Annotated in this window: 18 protein-coding genes, 1 tRNA gene and 1 pseudogene; 10 read left to right on the forward strand and 10 right to left on the reverse strand. The window is 68.3% G+C overall.

Annotated features, from left to right (window positions below):
- Positions 1–70 precede the first annotated feature (70 nt).
- A complete protein-coding gene (locus ACSIH6_RS24145) occupies positions 71–691 on the reverse strand; it encodes a TetR/AcrR family transcriptional regulator (RefSeq protein WP_435110582.1) in 621 nt (206 codons plus the stop codon).
- Positions 692–914: 223 nt separating this feature from the next.
- On the opposite strand from ACSIH6_RS24145, the gene ACSIH6_RS24150 reads away from it, so the two are divergent.
- Together ACSIH6_RS24150 and ACSIH6_RS24155 are read left to right on the forward strand one after the other, a co-directional pair.
- Positions 915–2,030 (forward strand): FAD-dependent monooxygenase, encoded by a 1,116-nt coding sequence (locus ACSIH6_RS24150; RefSeq protein WP_435110583.1) that lies wholly within the window; start codon positions 915–917, stop codon positions 2,028–2,030.
- Positions 2,031–2,078: 48 nt separating this feature from the next.
- Positions 2,079–3,533, forward strand: coding sequence for an MFS transporter (locus ACSIH6_RS24155; RefSeq protein ID WP_435110584.1), 1,455 nt, complete (start codon positions 2,079–2,081; stop codon positions 3,531–3,533).
- Between the two features lie 385 nt (positions 3,534–3,918).
- Here the strand turns inward: ACSIH6_RS24155 and ACSIH6_RS24160 are convergent, their stop codons facing one another.
- Complete coding sequence (locus ACSIH6_RS24160) at positions 3,919–4,764, reverse strand: alpha/beta fold hydrolase (protein ID WP_435110585.1); 846 nt, start codon at positions 4,762–4,764, stop codon at positions 3,919–3,921.
- Between the two features lie 511 nt (positions 4,765–5,275).
- Between ACSIH6_RS24160 and ACSIH6_RS24165 the strand changes: the two are divergent.
- The 3 genes and pseudogenes from ACSIH6_RS24165 to ACSIH6_RS24175 all read left to right on the forward strand — a co-directional run.
- A pseudogene (locus ACSIH6_RS24165) lies at positions 5,276–5,834 on the forward strand (site-specific integrase); the annotation flags it as partial.
- 282 nt (positions 5,835–6,116) lie between these two features.
- Positions 6,117–6,189, forward strand: a tRNA-Lys gene (locus tag ACSIH6_RS24170).
- Between the two features lie 399 nt (positions 6,190–6,588).
- Positions 6,589–6,768: a DUF397 domain-containing protein gene (locus tag ACSIH6_RS24175; protein ID WP_435110587.1), complete on the forward strand. Its 180-nt coding sequence runs from the start codon at positions 6,589–6,591 to the stop codon at positions 6,766–6,768.
- A 46-nt stretch (positions 6,769–6,814) separates the two neighbouring features.
- On the opposite strand, the gene ACSIH6_RS24180 is transcribed toward ACSIH6_RS24175, so the two are convergent.
- Both ACSIH6_RS24180 and ACSIH6_RS24185 read right to left on the reverse strand, forming a co-directional pair.
- On the reverse strand, positions 6,815–7,390 hold the full coding sequence (locus ACSIH6_RS24180) for a GNAT family N-acetyltransferase (RefSeq protein WP_435110588.1): 576 nt from the start codon (positions 7,388–7,390) through the stop codon (positions 6,815–6,817).
- Positions 7,387–7,842, reverse strand: coding sequence for a lasso peptide biosynthesis B2 protein (locus tag ACSIH6_RS24185; RefSeq protein ID WP_435110589.1), 456 nt, complete (start codon positions 7,840–7,842; stop codon positions 7,387–7,389). The genes ACSIH6_RS24180 and ACSIH6_RS24185 overlap by 4 nt, the downstream gene beginning before the upstream one ends.
- Positions 7,843–7,886: 44 nt before the next feature.
- On the opposite strand from ACSIH6_RS24185, the gene ACSIH6_RS24190 reads away from it, so the two are divergent.
- The 3 genes from ACSIH6_RS24190 (at position 7,887) to ACSIH6_RS24200 (ending at position 10,767) form a co-directional block, all read left to right on the forward strand.
- Complete coding sequence (locus ACSIH6_RS24190) at positions 7,887–8,417, forward strand: NUDIX hydrolase (protein WP_435110590.1); 531 nt, start codon at positions 7,887–7,889, stop codon at positions 8,415–8,417.
- Positions 8,418–8,584: 167 nt separating this feature from the next.
- Entirely contained in the window at positions 8,585–9,835 is a 1,251-nt protein-coding gene (hisS, locus tag ACSIH6_RS24195; RefSeq protein WP_435110591.1) for a histidine--tRNA ligase, read from the forward strand.
- A complete protein-coding gene (locus tag ACSIH6_RS24200; RefSeq protein WP_435110592.1) occupies positions 9,832–10,767 on the forward strand; it encodes a phosphotransferase family protein in 936 nt (311 codons plus the stop codon). The genes hisS and ACSIH6_RS24200 overlap by 4 nt, the downstream gene beginning before the upstream one ends.
- 1 nt (position 10,768) lies before the next feature.
- Here ACSIH6_RS24200 and ACSIH6_RS24205 read toward each other — a convergent pair whose 3' ends face one another.
- From ACSIH6_RS24205 to ACSIH6_RS24225, 5 genes are all read right to left on the reverse strand, one after another.
- Positions 10,769–11,815 carry a polyprenyl synthetase family protein gene (locus tag ACSIH6_RS24205; protein ID WP_435110593.1) on the reverse strand — a complete coding sequence of 349 codons (1,047 nt, stop codon included), beginning with the start codon at positions 11,813–11,815 and terminating at the stop codon, positions 10,769–10,771.
- Entirely contained in the window at positions 11,809–13,146 is a 1,338-nt protein-coding gene (locus tag ACSIH6_RS24210) for an ATP phosphoribosyltransferase regulatory subunit (RefSeq protein WP_435110594.1), read from the reverse strand. The genes ACSIH6_RS24205 and ACSIH6_RS24210 overlap by 7 nt, the downstream gene beginning before the upstream one ends.
- Positions 13,147–13,321: 175 nt before the next feature.
- Entirely contained in the window at positions 13,322–13,534 is a 213-nt protein-coding gene (locus ACSIH6_RS24215; protein WP_435110595.1) for a BldC family transcriptional regulator, read from the reverse strand.
- Between the two features lie 109 nt (positions 13,535–13,643).
- Positions 13,644–13,883: a WhiB family transcriptional regulator gene (locus tag ACSIH6_RS24220; RefSeq protein WP_435110597.1), complete on the reverse strand. Its 240-nt coding sequence runs from the start codon at positions 13,881–13,883 to the stop codon at positions 13,644–13,646.
- Between the two features lie 253 nt (positions 13,884–14,136).
- On the reverse strand, positions 14,137–14,622 hold the full coding sequence (locus ACSIH6_RS24225) for an ATP-binding protein (protein WP_435110598.1): 486 nt from the start codon (positions 14,620–14,622) through the stop codon (positions 14,137–14,139).
- Positions 14,623–14,928: 306 nt separating this feature from the next.
- Here ACSIH6_RS24225 and ACSIH6_RS24230 point away from each other — a divergent pair, with 306 nt between their 5' ends.
- The gene (locus ACSIH6_RS24230; protein WP_435110607.1) at positions 14,929–16,287 is read left to right on the forward strand and encodes a helix-turn-helix domain-containing protein; all 1,359 of its coding nucleotides are present in this window, start codon (positions 14,929–14,931) and stop codon (positions 16,285–16,287) included.
- Positions 16,284–17,210 (forward strand): aminoglycoside phosphotransferase family protein, encoded by a 927-nt coding sequence (locus tag ACSIH6_RS24235; RefSeq protein WP_435110599.1) that lies wholly within the window; start codon positions 16,284–16,286, stop codon positions 17,208–17,210. The genes ACSIH6_RS24230 and ACSIH6_RS24235 overlap by 4 nt, the downstream gene beginning before the upstream one ends.
- 88 nt (positions 17,211–17,298) lie before the next feature.
- Here ACSIH6_RS24235 and ACSIH6_RS24240 read toward each other — a convergent pair whose 3' ends face one another.
- Positions 17,299–20,445: a type I restriction endonuclease subunit R gene (locus tag ACSIH6_RS24240; protein ID WP_435110600.1), complete on the reverse strand. Its 3,147-nt coding sequence runs from the start codon at positions 20,443–20,445 to the stop codon at positions 17,299–17,301.
- Positions 20,446–20,552 lie beyond the last annotated feature (107 nt).

Here is a 20,552-nt window from a genome sequence, read left to right on the forward strand (position 1 = left end):
CCCGGAGGTCATCAGAAACGGTGGCCCAGAGCTCTGGTCTTTCCAGGAAACCCTGAGCCAGTCACGCGGTTCAGCCGTGCGGTGCCGTGGCCCGGATTCCGGCGAGCACCACGGCGACGACGCGCTCCGCGTCCGTGCGGGTGAACGCGCGCAGGCCGCGGTTGACGACGAGGTGCACCGGGCCGGAGATCATCTCGCCGAGGAAGGAGCTGTCGACCGGGGGCAGTTCACCCCGGTCGACGGCGGTGTCCACCCGCCGTTGCATGGCGGCCACGCGCTGGTCGAGGATCCTGGCCAGCGCCTGCCGGACGGTGGGGCTCTGGTGGGTGGGCTGGATGGCCTGTTCGAGCGTCCGGCCGAACGGCGTCTCCAGGCCACCGGCAAGGCCCATCAGGAAGTCCGCCAGGTCCCGGTGGAGGTCGCCGGTGTCGGCGATCGAGGCGAGGTCCTCGGCGTAGCGCAGCATGGCGTCGACGACCAGCTCCTCGCGGTCGGGCCAGTTGCGGTAGACGCTGGTCTTGTGCACGCCGGCGAGCTCGGCGACCTCCTCGTAGCGAAAGCCCACGATGCCGTCGCGCGCGACGAGCTCGGCGGTCGCGGCGAGGACCTGCGCCCGCACCCGCGCGTTGCGGCCGCCGGGGCGCCGCGCGGGCGGCCGGTCAGCGGTCCCGTCGGCCATCTCCACGCTCACCTCCCGTTCTCTGCTCAGGTGCCGATTGTGGCCAGGCGTGGCGTTGCGGTGCAAGCCGGTCGCCAGTAAGCTCCTTAAAAGCTACATATAGTTGCTTTAAGTTTCGGGTCACCGCGGCCGCGGCCCATGAGCCGACCGCGCTGCCCCGTGCTTCCCCCGCCCACCGGCGGGCCACCAGCGACCCGACCGGCACGTCCGCCCAGACACACCTGGAGCACACACCGTGAACATCCTCGTCTCCGGAGCCGGCATCGCCGGCCTCGCCGCCGCACGTGAACTCGGCACCCGCGGCCACGACGTCACCGTCGTCGAGTACGACCGCCACCTCCGGCTCGCGGGCACACCCATCGACATCCGCGGTGACGCGGTCGAAACCGTGGAGAGGATGGGACTGCTCGCCAGGATCCAGGAGCAACGGGTGCGGATGACCGAGTCCACCCGGTTCGTCGACAGCGAGGGCGAGCCGGTCGGCCGCATCCCCATAGCCCAGATAAGCGACTCCGACGACGACATCGAGATCCTTCGCGAGGACTTGATGCGCATCCTCGCCGCCGCGCTCCCGGGCACCGCGGCGCTCTGTTTCGGGGACTCGATCGAGGCGCTGACCGAGAGCGGCGACGGTGTCAGCGTGCGCTTCGCCTCCGGCCGCACCGGTCGGTACGACCTCGTGCTCGGTGCCGACGGCCAGCACTCCGCGGTACGCAGGCTGGTGTTCGGACCCGAGGAGGACTACCTCCACCACCTCGGTGTCTACATCGCGCTCGCCGCCCTCCCCGGCGAGGCCCGAACCGAGGGCGTCAACTCGATACACAACGTCCCCAGCAGGCTGGCGGGCACCTTCTGGTACAGGGACAGGGCCGTCGCGGTCTTCCAGTTCCGCTCGGAACCGCTCGACTACGATCGCCACGACCTGGACGCCCAGAAGAAGATCGTCATCGACGCCTTCGCTGACCACCGGTCGTGGAGGATCCCGGAACTGCTCGACGCGGTCCGCGCCGACCCCGATTTCTTCTTCGACTCCGCGAGCCAGATCCACCTGCCCTCCTGGCACCGCGGCCGCGTCGCCCTCGTCGGGGACGCCGGGTACAGCCCGGCCTTCCTCTCCGGCCGGGGTACGTCACTCGCGCTCACCGGCGCCCGCATCCTCGCCGAGGAACTCGACCGGTGCGGCGGCGACCACACCGCCGCGTTCGAACGGTACGAGGCCCGACAGCGCCCCTACGTCACCTTCGCCCAGGCCAGCGTCCACGGCGGCCGCGACCGCATGCTGCCGACCAGCTGGTCCGCCATCGCCGCCCGCAACGAGGCCCTGCGCGCGGCGGACACCAGCACGCGCTGAACCCCGCGCGAAGAGTTCTCGACCCCTGACGCGCTGGAGAGGATAGACGTGAAGGACACGCTGGAAGAGCCCGCTGCCGGCGCTCAGGAGCACCGATGGAGCAGGCGACTCGTCCTCTGGGTCGCCGTTCTCATCCTCGCCAACGTCCTGGCCGACGTGGCCATCGCCTCCCCCCTGTTGGTGCTGCCCCAGCTGCTCGAACACTTCGGCACCGACCAGGCCGCATGGCTGAACGCGAGCGCGATGCTGGCCGGGGCCATCTGGTCGCCGCTGCTCGCGAAGAGCTCCGACGTCTTCGGCAAGCGCCGGTTGCTCGTCATCACGCTGTTGACCGCGTGCGCGGGCGCGCTGGTCTGCCTCGTCGCCCCCAACCTCTGGATCTTCCTGGCGGGGCGTTTCCTCCAGGGAGCAGCCCTGGCCGCGATCTTCATCACGGTGGCCCTCACACGCCAGATCTGCGCCCCGCGGGTGGCCATGCCCGTGATCGGGCTCGTGACGTCGGGCTCGGCGGTCGTCGGGATCATCGAGCCGTTCCTGATGGTGCCGGTCATCGACCTGTTCGGTTACCGGAGCGTGTTCGTCGTGGCGGCCCTGCTCGCCGCGGTGGCAGCGCTCTGCGTGCGTTCCTTCATCCCGGAGTCGCCGATCCGCGGCACCGGCCGGATCGACGTGGGCGGGGCGCTCCTGCTGGGTGGCGGCCTCGGCTCCGTGCTCGCCTACGCCAGCCTCGGCGGAGACGCCGGGTGGCTGTCCGCGGGCATGGTCGTGCTGCTGGCGGCCGGTGTCGCCGCCCTGGCCGGTTGGGCGGTCCTGGCCCTGCGGGTCGCCGAACCCATCATCGACATCCGGGCCCTCAGTCGGCCGGTCCTGCTGACACTGCTGGCCCTGGTACTGGCCGCGGGCTCCTTCCGGAGCATGCTGCAACTGACGAGCATCGTCGCCCAGGTGCCTCCCGAACTGGGGCTCGGCTACGGGTTGGGCGACGGAGGAGCGGTGGCGGTCCTGCTCGCCACACCCTCGCTCGGCATCATGGTCGGCGGCATCCTCGCCGGATGGGTCGCGGGGCGGTTCGGTCCCGCACGGCCCCTCCTCGTCGCCATCGCCGTCGGGGCGGTGGCGACCTTCATGATGCTGGCGGGCGTGTCGGCGCTCCCGCTGGCGACCGTCTGCGGGGCCATGGTCGGCATGGCCGCCGGCGCGATCGGAACGTCCGGTTACAACCTGGCGACCGGCCTGGCGCCGCCTGAGCGGCAGGGCACGGTCTCCGGTCTGGTGTCGGTCATGTTCGCCCTCGGCTCGGTCGTCTTCAGCTTCGCCGGCGGCGAACTCCTCAAGGCCACCCGAGTCCCCGGGATCGTCGCCGACGGTGCCCCGGTGAGCACGGCGACCGGCGTGTACCTCTACGTCCTGATGGCCGGGGTGCTCTTCGTCCTCGCCGCGGTGCCCGCGGGTCTGGTGGTGCGCAGCTGGCATGCCGCGCCGGTCGCGCCCCAGGCACCGTAGCGTTCGGGTGCTCCTGCGGCCCCGGTCCCCGGCCACCCGGATGGCCGGGGACCGGAGGCCGTACAGGTACAGGCGGGTCGACGCGCTGGTTCTCACCTGGACCCGATCGCCTCGGGTCGTCGCACGGGACGGCTGTCAGCCGAGGCCGTCGGGGACGATGCTGGGTTTCTGTGCGATGCGGGCGAGAGCCTTCTGGTCGGTCGTGTTGAGCCAGTCGAGGACGATGCGGCGCACGGAGCGCAGGTGTGGGTGCTGCCAAGCGCACGAGGTCGAAGCCGACGCCGGTGAGTTCGGCGAGGGTGTAGCGGCCGTCGTCCGGGGCGGGTGTCCGTACGACCCAGCCGCCTTCTCCTGCTCGGCGAGCCATCGCAGCTCCTCATCGTCCTCATGTTCGTGTGTGCCGGACCAGGGCCGACACGAAGTCGTCCCACACCGGCCCGGGCAGGTCGTGACCGACCCCCCGCAGGACCAGCAGGTCGGCCCCGGGGATCGCCGCGCGCAGCGCCTCGCCGTGCGCCGGCGGCAGGAGCGGGTCTCGGTCGCCGTGGACCACGAGCGTGGGCGCCGCGATGTCGCCGAAGCCGCCGCGGGCCGGTCCGTCGAGGTCGATGGCGTAGTGGTTGACCAGCGTAGACGCGTAGTTCCTGGCGCGTGCCACGTCGCGTTCGACCAGCGTCCGGACCGCGGCCTCGTCGAAGTACGGCGAGTCGCCGGCGCAGGCCCGCGCATCGGCGATTACGTACTCCACGACCGCGGCCGTGTCGGAGGAACGCGGTTGGGCGGGCATGGCCAGGTCGCTGGAGGGCGGTGGCAGGTCTTCAGCCCCGGTCGAGCTCGAGACGAACGTCAGCGACGCGACCCGGTGGGGGTGGTCCACGCCGAGGATGAGGCCGCTCTGGCCGAACATCGACTGACAGACCACATGGGCGCGTTCGATGCCCAGGGCGTCCTGGATGCCGAGCACGTCCTGGGCCAGGTCGGTGCAGGAGTACGCCGGCTGGCCCGGCGGGTAGCAGGTCGAGCGGCCGGTGTCGCGGTGGTCGAAGCGGACCACGAACCGGCCGCGGGCGGCGATCCGCCCGCACAGTTCGGCGTCCCACCACAGCATTGAGGCAGAGGCCCCGGCAACCAGCACGATCGCCGGGTCCGTGTGCTCTCCGAAGGTCTCGACACACAGCTCGACGCCGTTGACCGCGAGGAGTCGTTCGCCGTGGGACAGATGAGCAGTCATGTCAGCCACGCTACGCCCGCGCCTTCATGGGGTTGAGGAGCATCGGACCAGGATCCGGCGCTCAGCGTGGGTTTTCGTTCCAATGTTGCTCACACCCCGAACCGGGACGTTCGCACGTGCGCGCAACCGGCTGTGCGCCAAGGCAACTGGTGATCGTCTTGATCACCCGCACCCTTTGCGCTCGGTCGGGCCGTATTCGGCCAACTCCACATCGATCAACGAGCGCCATCGACCCTTCCGGTAGCCCCGGTAGGTGCGGTCCTCGTCGTAGCGTCAGGTCTGGCTCATGCGATCAGCCCTTCATGGTCGGCGTACCCCCGCGCGCTGCGGTGCCCTCTCAGCACCGGCTCGACAGTAACCGCTGCCGTGTCCGACCTACAGGGATGGCCGACAAGGTAAGCCGGAAAGAGTTCGAGAAGAGACAACCGAGCACCGTGGCCCGAGGATCCAGAAACGCGGCTCCACGGAACCCGGCCCACACCAGAGCCTCCATCACACCCGGCACGAAACACTCTTCCATCTGATCGCGGTTAAGGGTCTGCGGCGCGGTGAGGTGGTCGGGCTGCCCTGGGCCAACACCCGCCTGACCGACGCCGAGATCGATCCGTACCCAGATCGTCCAACTCGGTTGGGAAACCCGTACCTGCACGCCCAAGAGCGTGGCCGGGGAGCGCACCATCACTCTGGACGCCGACACCGTCCGGGTTCTGCGCGCCTGGCGGCGCCACCAGTTGGAGGCCAAACTCGCCGCAGGCCCGCAGTGGAAGGACACCGGGCTGGTGTTCACCCGCCAGGACGGCACTGCCTGGCACCCGGCCCAGGCCACCGACTGGTTCGCCCGTATCGCCCACGCGGCGGGCCTGCCGCCGATCAGCCTGCATGGGCTGCGCCACGGGGCGGCGTCGATGAGTCTGGCCGCAGGGGTGGACGTCAAGGTGGTCTCGGCCGAGCTCGGCCACGCCACCACCCACTTCACCCAGGACACCTACCAGACGGTGTTCCCGGACGTAGCCAAGGCCGCCGCTGAGGCCACCGCGGCCATGCTCAAACCCGCCATACGGAAGGCGTAGGCGCGGGCACACCACCGGCCCCCGCTCAGGCCAACGGCACCAACGCCCGAGCGGGGGCCTTGCTGCGTGCCGAACCAAGAAGGTGCCGTCGACATGAGGTGGTGTTGGTGTGCTCGGTGGTAGCTCCGCTGTCGCTGCCGTGCCTTCCCGGGTGAGGGTGTGGGTGCGTGGAGCAGTGGGCAGCTTGGGGTCCTGGCGGGGTGTACCAGCCATCGAGAACCCGTATGGCTACGGTAGAGTTGGCTCCGGCGACGGCCAGGACCACGCTCCGAGTCGTATCGCGGGCCTCTAGCTCAATTGGCAGAGCAACGGACTTTTAATCCGTGGGTTCAGGGTTCGAGCCCCTGGGGGCCTACCCGTAAAACCCCAGTTCAGAGGCCCTTTTCAAGGTCCCCGACTCGGGGTTTTCTCGTTCTCAGGGCTGGGTGATTGCTCCATGTGTGCTCTTCAGCCTCGGCCGTGCCTCCACCTCGCCGGAGCACACCGGAGCAACGCCCTACTCAAACCCGCCCAGACCGGTCCCTGCCGCCTCGGTCGGTCCGGAGTCCGCTGGTCACGGCCCGCACCCCACGCACGCATAATCCCTTGCTCCGTCCTCCCAGGTGAGGGGCACGGGCCGTGTCTCCTTAGCTGCGTCAGATGCTGACCAGCTCGATCAGGGCGTCGAGTTCCGCAGGCCGCCCCCTGGCCAAGGGGCGTGCCGTGACCTGATCCGGAACCGGATCGCCGCACTCGACTGAGGAGGGTTCCCCACATGAGCACCCAGACCACGCCGTGGCACAAGTCCAGCTACAGCAACGAGGCCGGGACCTGTGTGGAGGTCTCCGAGGGGCCCGTGAACGGGGTCCGGGACAACCAGAACCCCCACCTGGATCCGCTGGACTTCACCCCGGGCGCGTGGGCTCACTTCCTCGGCGGCCTGCACACGGACTGAGTCCCGGTACCCGTCGTGCCCGCCGTGCTCGGCGGGCACCGGATGCTCACACCTGGAACTGGGCCTTGACGAGTGAGGGACCCTCGAACTCCTCGGGGATCGCGTCCATCAGCACCTCGTTGACGGTCTCACCCAGCCACTGGTTGGAGTTGCGTCGCATTCCCTGCCGCTTGAATCCGGCCTTCTCGTAGGCGCGGATGGCTCCGGCGTTGGGCTCGAGGACGGTCAGGTACACGCACCTCAGGTTGGTCACGTGGAAGGCGTAGTCCAGCACCAGCCGGGTCGCCTCCGTTCCCACGCCCCTGCCTCGGGACTCGCCCAGGGCCACCACGTACTCGCCGTTGCGCCGCATCTGGTCGATGTACACCTGGGCCAGGCCAACCGGGCACGGGCTCTCCCCGGTCAGGTCGTAGACGGTGAACCGCAGCTCCCTATCCGAGGCGCGACCATAGCCCTCCACGAGGATCTCCCGCGTGGACTCCATCGGCTGCGGGGTCTGCCGGTTGTAGCCGACGATGGTGGGGATCGACTGCTCCCACTTCCAGTACTCCTCCACGAGGTCGGCGCGCAGCGGGCCGATTCCGGCTTTGTCGCCGCGCAGCCAGATCAGGGGGTCGCTCACGTGGTCTCCTCCACGGTTGGGATGGTCAGCAGTGCCGTGCACCGCCGTGTGCTGTCGGGTTCGGCCACCGGGCGTCCCTCCGCCTCGATCCATGCGTGTAGACGGATGGGGTCGGCGATCACGCCGTGGCACCAGCGCACGCCGCGTCCGAGGAGGGCCAGGGCCAGTGCCGCGGCCACCGATTCTTCCAAGCAGGCGACCCGCATGGGCGAGAACAGGCCGAACCGCCGCACGGCATGGACGGCGTTCTCCGCCCTCTGGTCTGGCGGGGACGGCTCACTTCCCTTGGGGCTACCGGGAGAACGCAGCACTGAGGAACGCGCTTCACTCCCCGCCGAGGAAGGACAGGCAGCCAGGTCCCGGTTCCGGGTGTCCCTGACGAGGACCGCTGAGAGTGCCGAGCGCCACTGACCGGACACCCCTGCACCGCTCTGCTTCTCCGAATCTGACATGACGCGACCGCATGTGGGAGAGAGGGCGGCGTAGAGTGCCTTGGGTGATTCGTGATGCGCCCGAGCGGAGAACCCTGGACGCAGCCCTGGCCGATGTCCGCCGAGCCGAGCGGGAGTTCGACAACGCTCGCACGTGGCTGGAGGAAGCCAGCCAGGGCGTTTTGGAGCCTTTGTCCGCAGAAGTGTGGGTCACCGACCCGGATTTCAGCCACGTCCTTCTCGTCCGGCACCGTTGGCGGGGTTGGGTGCCACCTGGCGGCAAGGTCGAGACCGGTGAGACACCTCGCGAAGCGGCATCCCGGGAACTCCTGGAGGAGACGGGCGTTTCAGGGAGTCTGCTTTCTCTGCCAGCTGCCGTCTGCGTGCGCTCCTACCGTTCGGACTGGTCGCCCACGCTCGGACTCTCGTACGCCGCGATCATCGATCGTAGTCTTCGCCTGGGCGGGGAGGCAGGGCAGCCGTCCGCCTGGATCCCTCTGGAAGACGACTGGCAGGGTGCCTTCCCGGAGGACCGCGCCCGGATTCGCCGACACGTCCGGCAGCTCTCACGAGCCCAGGCTGTCGGTGCCCTCTGACCCAGGGACCCCGGTAAGAGGGATGGCCACCGCCACGGCGAGCAGTGGCCATCGGTATGAAGTTTCCGCCCGCCCAGATCCCCGAGTTCTCCCCAAACATTCGGGAGTCCGGTTAGGTTGGGCTTCGGCAGTCGCCGTAGACCACACCATTTCTGAGGAGAGCGATCGTGGCCCAACGCCCGTCCCCCGTGCGGGGTATGCGCGATGTCCTGCCCGATGCCGCAGAGCGGCGTCAACGGCTGGAGGCCACCATCCATCATGAGTTCTCCCGGTTCGGGTACCGGCCCATCGAGACCCCCTCGCTGGAGGACCTGCGTTTCCTGGAGTCCGGGCAGGGCGGCGACAACGAGAAGTTGATCTTCAAGACCCTGCGCCGGGGCATCTCTCTGAACGAAGCCACCGACGTGGCGTCCCTGGCGGACGCTGGTCTGCGGTTCGACCTGACGGTGCCGCTGGCGCGCTTCTACGCCACCAACGCCCCCAACCTGCCCTCTCCGTTCCGCGCGGTGCAGATCGGGCCGGTCTGGCGCGCTGAGCGCCCCCAACGGGGCAGGTACCGGCAGTTCACCCAATGCGACATCGACATCCTCGGTGAGGCCTCGCTCCTGGCGGAGATCGAACTGCTCAGCGCGGGTAGCCGCGCTCTGGCCGCGGTGGGGCTGGAGGAGTTCACGATCCGGCTCAACCACCGCCGTCTGCTCACCGGGCTGTTGAGCGCGTGCGGGTTCGCGGACGAGACTCACGCGCACGCGCTGATCGTGGTGGACAAGCTCGACAAGATCGGCGTGGAGGGGATCGAGCGCGAACTCGCCGAAGCGGGCCACCCCCAGTTCGCGATCACCACCTTGTCGGGGGTTCTCGCCCAGGCCGAGGCAGCGACCACACCCGACCAGCTCGCCCAGGTGCTGCCCTCGGGGATGGACGGGAAACCGTTGGAGGAGCTACGTACGATCGCCTCCGCCCTGGTCCTGCCCGAGGCAGCGCCCAAGGCGCGGCTGGTGATGGACCTGTCCCTGGTCCGTGGGATGGGCTACTACACCGGGCCGATCTTCGAGGTGGCCGCGCCCGGTCTGGGCTCCTCCATCGCCGGCGGCGGCCGATACGACGAAATGATCGGGCGGATCGGCGGCCAGCCGACCCCCGCTTGCGGGTTCAGTATCGGCTTCGAGCGCCTGGCCGAGGTCCTCACCCCTGCCTCCGAGCAGAGGGAGCGGCGCGTGGCGCTGCTCTGGCGCTCCGACCAGGGCCTGGCACAGATCGCCGAGCACGCGGACCGGCTACGGGCTCAGGGATATGTGGTGGAGACCGTACACGTCGCTGGCAAGGGCAAGGGCGTGTACAAACGGCTGGCCACCGCCGGATTCGATCTGGTGGCCCAGGCCCTGGACGAGGCCGCACCCCGCCCGCTGTCCCCGTGAGCTCATCACGGCCCCGGTGGGGTGACCTTCCCGCAGCCGCACGCGAGAAGGTCACCCGAGCCCTTGGTGAGGAGATCGTCAGCGAGCACTCCCAGAGCGGGGGATACACCCCGGCCGTGGCGTCTCTGCTGACGACCGCCAGCGGCCGTTCCCTGTTCTGCAAGGCGATGCCGGAGGACCACCCCCTGTGCGCGACCCTGGCCGCGGAGGCTGCCGTGGCCGCGTCGGCTCCTGCGGGCTCGGCCCTTCCCCGCCTCGTCTGGGAGGGAAGGGAGAACGGGTGGCGGGTGGTGGTGTTCACCGCCGTGCACGGTCGCCACGTGGACCTCTCGCCCGGCTCCGGCGACGTGGCGGCGGTGGTCTCGGCGCTTGACGCTCTGGTAGATGACCTCACCCCGTGCCCGCTCATCGCGGCGCCTACAGCAGGCGAGGTGTTGGCACCGGTCCTACACGGGTGGTCGTCCATGAAGGAACAGCCTCCCCAGGAACTCACCCCCTGGGCGTTGGACAACCTCGAACGTCTCTCCTCGTTGGAGACGGGGTGGACCGACCACGCGGACGGGGACACACTCACACACGGCGACGTCCGCGCGGACCAGTTGCTCATCGACGCCCGAGAACGGGTGTGGTTGGTCGACTGGGCTCACCCGTGCCGTGGTGCGGCGTGGATCGACGCGGTGGAGCTGGTGCCGCATCTGGTCATGGCCGGACACACACCCGAGGCAGCCGAGAAGAAAGCAGCGGGTTCGGCGCGGTTCGCCTCGGCCCCGGCTTCCGCGGTGGACTCCTTCGCCGTCGCGGCGGCCGGGTACTGGACGCGGGCCTGCCGTCAGGCTCCGCCGCCGAGCCCGGGTGGGGTGAGACTGCGCGCGTTCCAGGCCAGGGCGGCGGATGCCGCCCTGGCCTGGGTGCGTTACCGCTTCGGGGAATGAATCAGGCGAGCACGGGACGCAGGCCGTGGAGTACTCGCTGGTGTGCCAGGTCGGTGACGTAGGCGTGGGCCGCCCCGCCGATCTGGGCACGGGTCAGGTCACGGAGCGCCTGTTCCACCAGGTCAGCAGCGGTGCGAGCAGCGGCTTGGGCGGCACCGGTCGTGACGAACGCCAGACGGATCTCCTCGGTCTGTTCGTCCGTGGCGTGATCCCCTTCGATGACCGGGCGCAGCCGGTGGCCGTTGGGGATGCGCCGGTGGAGCTCGACCAGGAGCAGGGTCCGGCGCAGATGACGGATCTCTGCGGCGTCGTCCTTGCCAGCGTTCATCAGATCCGGGCACCCGGTGGCCAGGTCGTCCACGATCTGCGAGGCGGCGCCGATGGTCTCCAGGATCCGGGCGACGGCCTCGCGTTGGTCGGAATCCGCGCCGGTGGCGGTGTAGCCGATGCGCCAGGGGAGGCCGTAGCAGTAGTCACCCGCCTTGTCGCGGTACATGCGCACGACCGCGTCCGTGGTGATGGATTCCAGTTCCCGCTGCCACAACAGCTCCTGGAGTTGGCCGTGCTGGGTCCGGCGGACGCACTCCACGACCACGTCCCACAGGGCTGCTCGGTGCTGCGGGTCGGCGTCGTCCAGCAGATCCCTGGCCAGGGAGAGGAGCAGGTCTCCCCAGAACAGAGCCGCGTCGTTCCCCGCTGAGCCGATGCGGCGCCGAAAGGCCTCGGGCAGGGTGGGACGGCCGAACTTCTCGGTGTCGCCGTCGATGATGTCGTCGTGGATGGCGAACAGGTCCCTGACCACCTGCGGAACCAGGGCGACGGTGCCGAGCCGTTCGATCAGGTCGTCGGCGAGTTCCGCCTGGTTGTGTCCCGTGCCGACCAGGGCCAGCACGGGACGGGGCAGGAGGGAGTCGACCTGGGCGTAGGCCAGGTAGTCCTGCCCCAGTCCGGACAGGTGTGGCGGCAGGTCCTGTGTCCAGCGGGTGAGGGTCCGCGTCCACAGGGAGTTCACGGGCGGGGAGAAGCGGTGCAGTGTGGTGGTCAGCACGAGGCGGTCTCCGGGATCTGTCGGGCCTGGGCATAGCGGTGGATGGCGTCGGTGTCCGTGGCCTCTCCCACCCACAGGTCCACGCGCTGGCCGTTGGAGTTTCCTGTGGTGGAGGCGTGGGCACGCAGGTAGTCGCCGACCGGGTCGCCGGTCGGTTCCGGGATGAGGAGCCGGTCAGCGGTGCTGGGGCCGAAGTGGTGTGCTCGCTGATGGGTGGGCGCGTCAGCGAAGGTCCCGCAGGCGTCCATGACGGCCAGGAGGCGTTCGATTCCGAAGGCGAAGCCGCTCGCCGGAACCTTTCCAGGGCCATCGGAGGCGAAGTGGCCGATGAGGTGGTCGTAGCGACCACCGCCGGCGATCTCCACGAAACTGGCATCCGGCAGGACGACGTCCACCTCGAAGGCCAGACCGGTGTAGTACTCGTGGCTGCGCACCACGCCCAGGTCCACCACCGCGTTCAGACCCGCTTTCCTGAGGGCATGGGCCATCGACGCGAGTCGTTCCAGATGTCCTGGGGCCACGTCGTCCAGCGTGGCCAGGAGATGGGAGTCGACGTCGCCGGAGTCGTGGTGGGCCATCGCCCGCCAGCGTTCCACCGTCTCGGCGGGGCAGTTCGCGAGCAACGCGTCCAGGCGGGTGCTGAGGTCGGTAACCCGGTCGGAGTCCTTGCCCGCCCGGCATTCGGCCAGAGCGTCGAGGCATTCCTTCACGGCGATCGTGGTCGTTTCCTCGAAGCCGCTGTGCTCTGCCAGGGCACGGAAGAGGCCGACGTCGCTGATCCGGACGCGGACCGAGTTCTCCGGTGCGCCCAGCGCGTGGAGGGCCCCGTCGATGAAGGTGATGATCTCGGCGTCGGCCGCGGCGGAGGCGACTCCGAGGATCTCAGCACCGAACTGGCGGAACTCGCGAGCCTTGCCCTGGGAGAGGGTGTCGACCGCCTCGTTGCGCCAGCACGGGAGGTCGTAGAAGACCTTCAGCGGCAGGGTCTGGGTGGGCAGGACCGAGGCCAGCCAGCGGGCGACGGAGACCGTGCCCTCGGGGATCAGCACGGCCGGGGTGTTCTGGTGGGTGTGGGTGTGACCGGACCCGTAGTCGGGGACGTCGAGCTCGAAGACGCCCTTGGGGTTCCACTCGGGCCAGGGCGAGGCACCGACGACCTGACGGCTGAAGGACGCCTTGCGTTCCAGGGCGGGGACTTCGAGGCGGTCGTATCCGCGGGTGTGGGCGTACTGGCCCAGGACGGACTGGGCGTAGTCGCGCTGGCGCAGTTCGGGGCCGAACCGGTCGCGGGTTCCCACGAAGGGCTGGGTGTTGCGGGGGGTATGTGACACTGAGGCTCCGTTCCTTGGGGTGTCGTTGTCGTGCGGTCTCGGGTGGTGAGTGGCCGGTGTGGGGGCGCGGCGACACGGGTGGGTTCGGGGGTTGTGCCGCCGCGCCGGTACTGCCGCGCGCGGGGTCACTCGCGCGGGCGTGCGGTGGGAGTTCGAGGAGGATCCGCGCACACGGTCAGCGGGCGGGTGTGAGGTGCTGGGTCCACAGAGCGGTGACCTCGCTTTTGAGGTAGCGGCGGTGTCCGCCCGGGGTACGGAAGCTGGAGATTCGCCCGTCCCTGGCCCAGCGCGCCACGGTTTTACCGTCCACACGGAACAGGGTGGCGACCTCGGCGGGGGTGAGGGTCTCCATGGACGTCAGGGCGTCGTCACCGTTCATGGGTGGCATCGGGCCGGTTCCTCTCATGCGCGGATGGTGGGGTGGAGCGGGGTCAGGTGCGTGTGCCAGTCGTCCACCTGCGGGTTGCGGCGGCGCAGCGCACGGCGTTCTCGTGCCGTCATGCCGCCCCACAGCCCGATGTCGATCCGCGCAGGTCGAGGGCTTCGGCCAGGCATGCGCTGCGGATGGGGCACGGGGCGCAGATGTGTCGGACCCGGCGCTGTTGGAGGGTGTCGCCGAACATACGGTCGGGGTCGGGCAGATCGCGGCAGGAGGCGCGTGCGTCGGTGAGAGAGGTGGTCATACCGATGGCCGTGGGCAGTCGTGGTGGATGGGCGTGCTGGATGTCCAGGAGCATCCGGGGCTCGGGCAGGACCAGTAGGCGGTTGCCGTCATGGCGAGGGCCGTCTCGGTGCGCAGGATCTGGCGATGCAACTCCTGGCTGGTGGGTTCGGACAACGGAACGACGTGAGCGCAACCCCGGTAGAAGGCGAAGAAGGCCCGTGCGCCCGGAGCCCACATCACGAGCCAACGGCCTCGGTGACGCATATGAAGCTGGTAGGCGGCCATGTACTGGTCGTGGTCGTCGCTGACGTCCCAGGCCATCGTGATCACCGCTGGGCGTGGTCGACGTGTTCGGCGGGCTGGTCCGAGCGCCGTTCGATCCGGTCCACCTCGAACCAGACGCTGGTGCGTCCGTCGTCATGGTGGACGGTGCCCCACCGGTCCGCGCCCTCCGCGACCAGGCGCAGTCCGCGCCCGCCCTCGGCTTCGGGATCGAACGGGCGCAGGCAGGGGACGGCGACCTCTCCCTGACGAGGACCGATATCGGTGACGCGAACCTGGGTGCGACCCTCCAGCTTGCACACGCTGATGGTGATCTCACCTCCCGCCTGGCCCGACCGGGTGTGGTGGACGCAGTTGTTGAACAGCTCCGAGGCGAGCAGTTCGATCGGGTCGACCTCCCAGGCGGGGAGGGACGCCAGTGCCCTCAGGTGGCGGCGCATGACCCTGGCGTAGGAGGGCTCGCCGGGTACGGTCATCGCGTGCCCTGTGAACTCGCCCCTGTCCTCCAGCAGGACTGGGGCACGGTCCACCGGTGCGGTGGCGCGTTTGGGTAGAGGAGAAACCGTTCGTGTACCGGTGCTCTTATCCGTAGTCTCCGCCTGTTCCACTACAACGGCCCTCATCCCCATCACCGTCCTCTCGCGCCTGGTCACCGTGCCTTGCGCGTCAGTTCCAGGTCGTTGACGAGTTCTCAGTCTTGGGTCGGGGTGCCTTCGGTGCCCATGAACGCAGGTAATGATCGTTATTACGGTGGTGATGTTTTTTGGGCGAGGGCTGGCGGCCAGTTCGTGAGCCCTGTTCCATGGGCGGTGAACAGTTCTCGAGCCGAGGAACCCATGGTGTCGATATGTGAGAATTGCGGCGGGGAGAGAACTTCTGTCGCTAATGCGAAGAAAAGGTGTCCGTGTATACCCAAGGGCTTCTGGGATAACCCTGAGGTACAAGAAGCCGCTGGACGTCTCGACGCGGGTGCTCTGGTACGCGCTCTGCGTTCGCGCACCGACCTGTCCCAGGAGGCTCTCGGGCGTTTGACCGGGCTCTCCCAGTCGATGATCTCCCAACTCGAATCGAAGAAGCGCGAGTTGAAGGATGTCGTGAAACTGCGCCGCTTCCTTGACGGGCTCTCCGCGCCTCGGGTGACAGCCAGCCGCGCCCAGAGGGAGAGCGTCGAGAGCACTAAGCTGTTGGCGCACGCGGCCCAGGTCACCATGGGAGCGGTGGAGATCGATCCCCGCAGTTGGCGCGGCCCGAACCTCCCCGACTCGCCCCTGCCCGTCCGACGGGTGACGGGAACCGACGTGGACCATGTCGAAACGGTTACCAAGGCTCTGCGGGCCGCTGACTACCAGCTCGGAGGCGGTGCGTGCCTGGACTCGATCATGGCGCAACTGGCCTACGCCCACCGGCTGCTACGCGTGGCCAAACCCGTGAACCAGGTCGGCCTCCGGCTCCACAGAGCCGTCTCCGATCTGCACAACCTCGCCGGATGGGCGAGCTTCGACGTCGGCCACTACAAGGTCGCGGCCGAACACCTGTCCCTGGCACTGGAGCAGGCCCAGTACATCGAGGAACCCTCGTTGGTGGCCAACGTCCTCTACCGGATGGGCCGCCTGCACCTGCACCGCGGCCACACCGTCCAGTCCCTGCGGTTCCTGCAGTTGGGGCAGATCGCCGCTCAGGACTCCGGGTGTGAGCGCACCGTCGCGCTCATGTGCGCCAACACCACCTGGGCCTACGCGGCCCTCGATGACGGGAAACGAGCTATGGACTCCCTCGCACGCGCCCACGACGCCTTCGCACGCGCCGACTCGGACACCACCCCCTGGGTGCGGTTCTTCCACGAAGCCGACCTGGACGCCCTGTCGGGGGTCGTCAACGCCACGCTCCCCACGCCCTCGCCCCGCGCGTACACGGCCACGACCGAGCATCTGTACCGGGCCGTGGACGCCCGCAGCCCCGCCATGGGCCGCAGCCGAGCCTTCGAGCTGACAACTCTGGCCACCGCCCACATCGTCAACGGCGACCCCGATCAGGGAGTGCGCATCGGTCGCCAGGCCGTCGACCTCGCCCGGCAGGTCCGTTCGGTGCGCGTGATCGACCGTCTGGCCCCGTTGCAGCAGGCTGCCCAGGCCTACCGGACCCGGGGCGAGACAGCGGACCTGGCCGCCGAGATTGCTACTCTTCGCACATCATGAGCACCGTCCCCGCCTCCACCAGCCCCCGGTTCGCCCTCACCAGAGACCGCGTCCACGACGTCCTCGCCGCTTTGTGCGAGGAAGCCGGACTGGGCGCCAAGGCGGCCGATGACGCCGAGCTGATCAAGTTCACCAACAACGCCGTCTACCGCCTCCCGCACGCGAGGCTGGTGGTGCGCATCGCCGGTTCGGCGACCGTGGTCGAACGCGTCCCCGTGGTCATCCAGGCGGCACGGTGGCTCGCTCAGCACGACGCCCCCACGGTGCGTTTGGCCGAGGACATCTCCCAGCCCGTCCAGGCCGGCGGAGCCACGGCGACCTTCTGGCACCTGGTGCCCTCCACCGGCCCCGAACCGACCGGTATCGACCTCGGGCGCATCCTCAAACACCTCCACGCCCTGCCAGCCCCGGATCTCGCCCTGCCGTCGTGGGAGCCGTTCGAGCGAATCCGCAGCCGCATCACGGACGCCGAAGGACTGGCCGACGTCGACCGGAGCTTCCTCACCAGGCGCACCGACCAACTAGAGGCCCAGGTCCAGGACCTGGAGTTCGAGCTTCCCGCCGGGGTGATCCACGGCGACCCGTTCCTGGGCAACCTCATCTCCGGCCCTGGCGGCCCGGTGATCTGCGACTTCGACAGCCTCAGTCACGGCCCCCGGGAATGGGACCTGGTGCCCGCAGCGGTGGGCAAGGTCCGCATGGACTACGCCCAGGATCCCCACACCCCGCTCGCCGAGGAGTACGGCTACGACGTGCTGGACTGGCCCGGATTCCCCGTCCTACGCCAGGTCCGCGAACTCAAGCTCGTCACCAGCGTCCTACCAGTCCTGAACACCAACCCCGGCCTGCGCTCCCAATGGCGCCACCGCCTCGACACCCTGCAGCACGGCGACACCACCACTCGCTGGAGCACCTACAGGTAACCGCCACCGGTCTCGTCGAATGATGGAGGCGTCCCCGGCACCCACACCACCGCCCCAGCCGGGCTCTCCCACCGACCTGCTACCCGGATCACCGCTGGGTCGGCTCCGCGGCCTCACTGGTGTCTTCTTCCTGGTTGACGACGACCGTGTGGAACCACTTGGCGATTTCGGCGATCAGCTGTGTCTGTCCCCCAGAGCTGGTGAAGAAGTAGTCGCTCATCTTGTTGTGCGCACCCTGGTTGTCCGCGACTGCACCCATGACGGCATCGTCGAAGTCGGGAGATTCGGCGAACTGGGTCAGACTGTTGACCTTGGCCTGCTGCACCAAGCCTTCGTCGGCCAGTAGGGCGCTTAGCAGGGCCTCAAGGAAGGACACCTTCTGAGAGGCTGTGAAGTCCTCGTTGCCGAACAGGTCGTTGAGCCGTTCCAGGACGTCCTGGAACGCGACCATCTTCGGGTCCTTCTTGCTCGCCGACCCAGCACCCGTCACACCCTTGAGCGCGATGTCCTCCGTACCCAGGGAGATGTTGGTCTTGCCCTTGTCGACCTGCTTGACGTTCTGTAGCACGACGTCGGACAGGTCGACCGGGGCGGTGTAGTTGCCGGGCTGGATCCGACGGGCCAGCAGCCGCAGGTAGATGCTGCGCTTCTCCAGGTCCGCATCGCCGTAGTCGACGATCTGGCTCATGAAGTCGTAGAGCCGCACGAACGTGCCGACGTCCTTGCGGAACATGTCGAGCTCTTCCAGGGCGGCCTTGGCACCCTCGCCACCGTCCGCCGCCAGAGCCGCGGTGTACCGGTCCTGGAACCGCTGCTTGCCTGGGTTCACTGCGGCCGTCAGGGCGTTGTTGCCCTTGTCCATCACCCACGCCTCGGCGCACTGGTCGAGCTCGGCCAGCGTGTAGATCCCGAAGGTGTCGAGCTTGGTGGCCAGGTCATGCACCAGGTTGGGGTCGGTTTCCTGCTCCAGGTGCACGTCGGTGTAGTACGGCTCGAAGGCCTTCTGAATCTCGGCCGGGTCGTTCGTGAAGTCCACGACCTGCGTCATCGCGGAGGTCTTCTGTGTGCCTGAGGGGGTGACGTAGGTGCGGTTGAGGCGTGAGAGCGTCTGCACCGCTTCCACGCCCGACAGCAGCTTGTCGACGTACATGGTGCACAACAGCGGCTGGTCGAAGCCGGTCTGGAACTTCCGGGCGACGATCATGACCCTGTATTCGTCACCCTCGAAAGTGGACCGCAGGTCGCGCACGCCCGGGTTCATGTTCGCTTCGGTGAAGTCGTCCGGGCCGGTCTCGGTGTCTTCGACCTTGCCGGAGAAGGCCACCAGGGTGCCGTAGTCCAGGCCCTTCTTGGCGATGTAGGCGTCGATGGCTTTTTTGTACCGGACCGCGCCCTTGCGGGAGTCGGCGACGACCATCGCTTTGGCATGTCCGTCCAGCAGGGGTGCGACGTTGGAGCGGAAGTGCTCGACGATGATCGCGGCCTTCTGCGCGATGGTCTGTGGGTTGAGCTTCACCCACCGCATGACCTGCTTAGTTGCCTCGTTCTGGTCGACCTCCGTGTCGCCGGAAGCGGCGTTCTGGCCGACTTGGAAGGCCAGTTTGAAGGAGTGGTAGCCGCGCAGGACGTCCAGGATGAAGCCCTCTTCGATGGCCTGCTTCATCGAGTAGACGTGGAACGGCTGCGGGGGCAGGTCCGTGCCCTCGGGTACGCGGCCGAAGCGCTCTATCGTTTTGCCCTTGGGGGTGGCGGTGAACGCGAAGTAGGAGATGTTCGGGCTGTTGGCCCGGTCGGAGGCCTCGGCTGCCAGGACTGCCTCAACGTCGACCTCGCCGCCGTCCTCGGCTTCCTTGAGCTCCTCGGCGGTCAGGACGGCCTTGAGCTTGTTGGCGACCTGTCCTGTGTGGGAGGAGTGCGCCTCGTCAGCGATGACGGCGAACTTCTTGTCCTTCAATCCCTTGGACTTGCGGATCTCGTCCATCGCGTGGGGGAAGGTCTGGATGGTCACGACGATGATCAGCTTGCCTGCGGCCAGGGCCTTGGCCAGCGCACCCGACTTGGAGGAGCCCTCGCGGGCCGCCTGTCTTCGGTCGATGGCCGTCACGATGCCCTGGCCGTTGTCGATCTGCTTGATCGCGTCCTGAAGTTGATCGTCCAGCACGGTTCGGTCGGTGACCACGATGACCGAGTCGAACACTTTGGTGTCGTCCACCTGTAGGCGGGCCAGACGGTGGGACAGCCAGGAGATCGAGTCGGTCTTACCCGATCCCGCTGAGTGCTGGACCAGGTATCGGTGCCCCGCACCCTCAGCGATGACGGCGTCAGTCACCTGGGTGACGGCCTCCCACTGGTGGAAGCGGGGGAACCGCAGTGTGGCCGACTTGGTGGTCTTGCCGGAGATCGGGTCGGTGCGCTTCTCATGCTTGATGTACATGAACCGGGCGAAGATGTTCAGCCATGCGTCACGCTGCAGCACCCTTTCCCACAGGTAGGACGAGGGCGACCCGTCGGGGTTCAGAGGGTTGCCCGCTCCGCCGTCCTCGGTACCCCGGTTGAACGGCAGGAAGAACGTCTTGCCCCCGGCCAACTTCGTGGTCATCCAGACCTCGTCGTTGGACACCGCGAAGTGCACCAGCGCACCGCGTCCGGAAGTGAACAGCGGCTGGATGTGTTTGCTGCCCGGGTCCTTGGGCTGGCGGCTGGTCCTGTACTGCTGCTTGGCGTCCTCGACCGTCTGCGTGAAATCCGTCTTGAGCTCGGCCGTGGCCACCGGCAGGCCGTTGATGAAGAACACCAGATCCACACTGCGCTGATCCCCGGTGGAGAAGTGCACCTGCCGCATCACGCGCAGACGTACCTTCTCGTAGTCCGCTACCGTCGTGGCGTTGAGAGTGGACTCGGGCTTGAACTGGCACATGCGGAACTGGGCTGACAGGTGCTTGAATCCATGGCGCAACACGTTGAGGGTGCCGCCGCCGTTCTCCATGTCGATCGACAGGCGCTTCACCAGCCGGTTCAGGAGCTGGTCGCGCTGCTTGGCCTCGTCCGCGGCGCCTGGCTTGACCACCTTGGCCAGCTCGTTCGGTTGGGTGTCCTGGAGCCACCCGAAGAAGTCCGCCGGAAACAGCGCACGCTCACGGTCGTAACCGGTGTCGTTCTTGGAGTACAGCCAGCCGTGGACAGCCAGGTACTCGCACAGTTCATTCTCGAACTCGATCTCGTTGTGCTGCGCCAACTCAGGCCTCCTGCCGTACGTCGATCTGGCCGGTCACGGCCGCAGTGATGAGAGCGGAGCGCCGCTCCTGAGACAGTTCGATCAGCTTCTCGGACTCAGCAATCAGG

Origin of the sequence: Nocardiopsis synnemataformans (assembly GCF_965343085.1) — a bacterium.
In the GTDB taxonomy this organism is placed as follows: domain Bacteria; phylum Actinomycetota; class Actinomycetes; order Streptosporangiales; family Streptosporangiaceae; genus Nocardiopsis; species Nocardiopsis alborubida.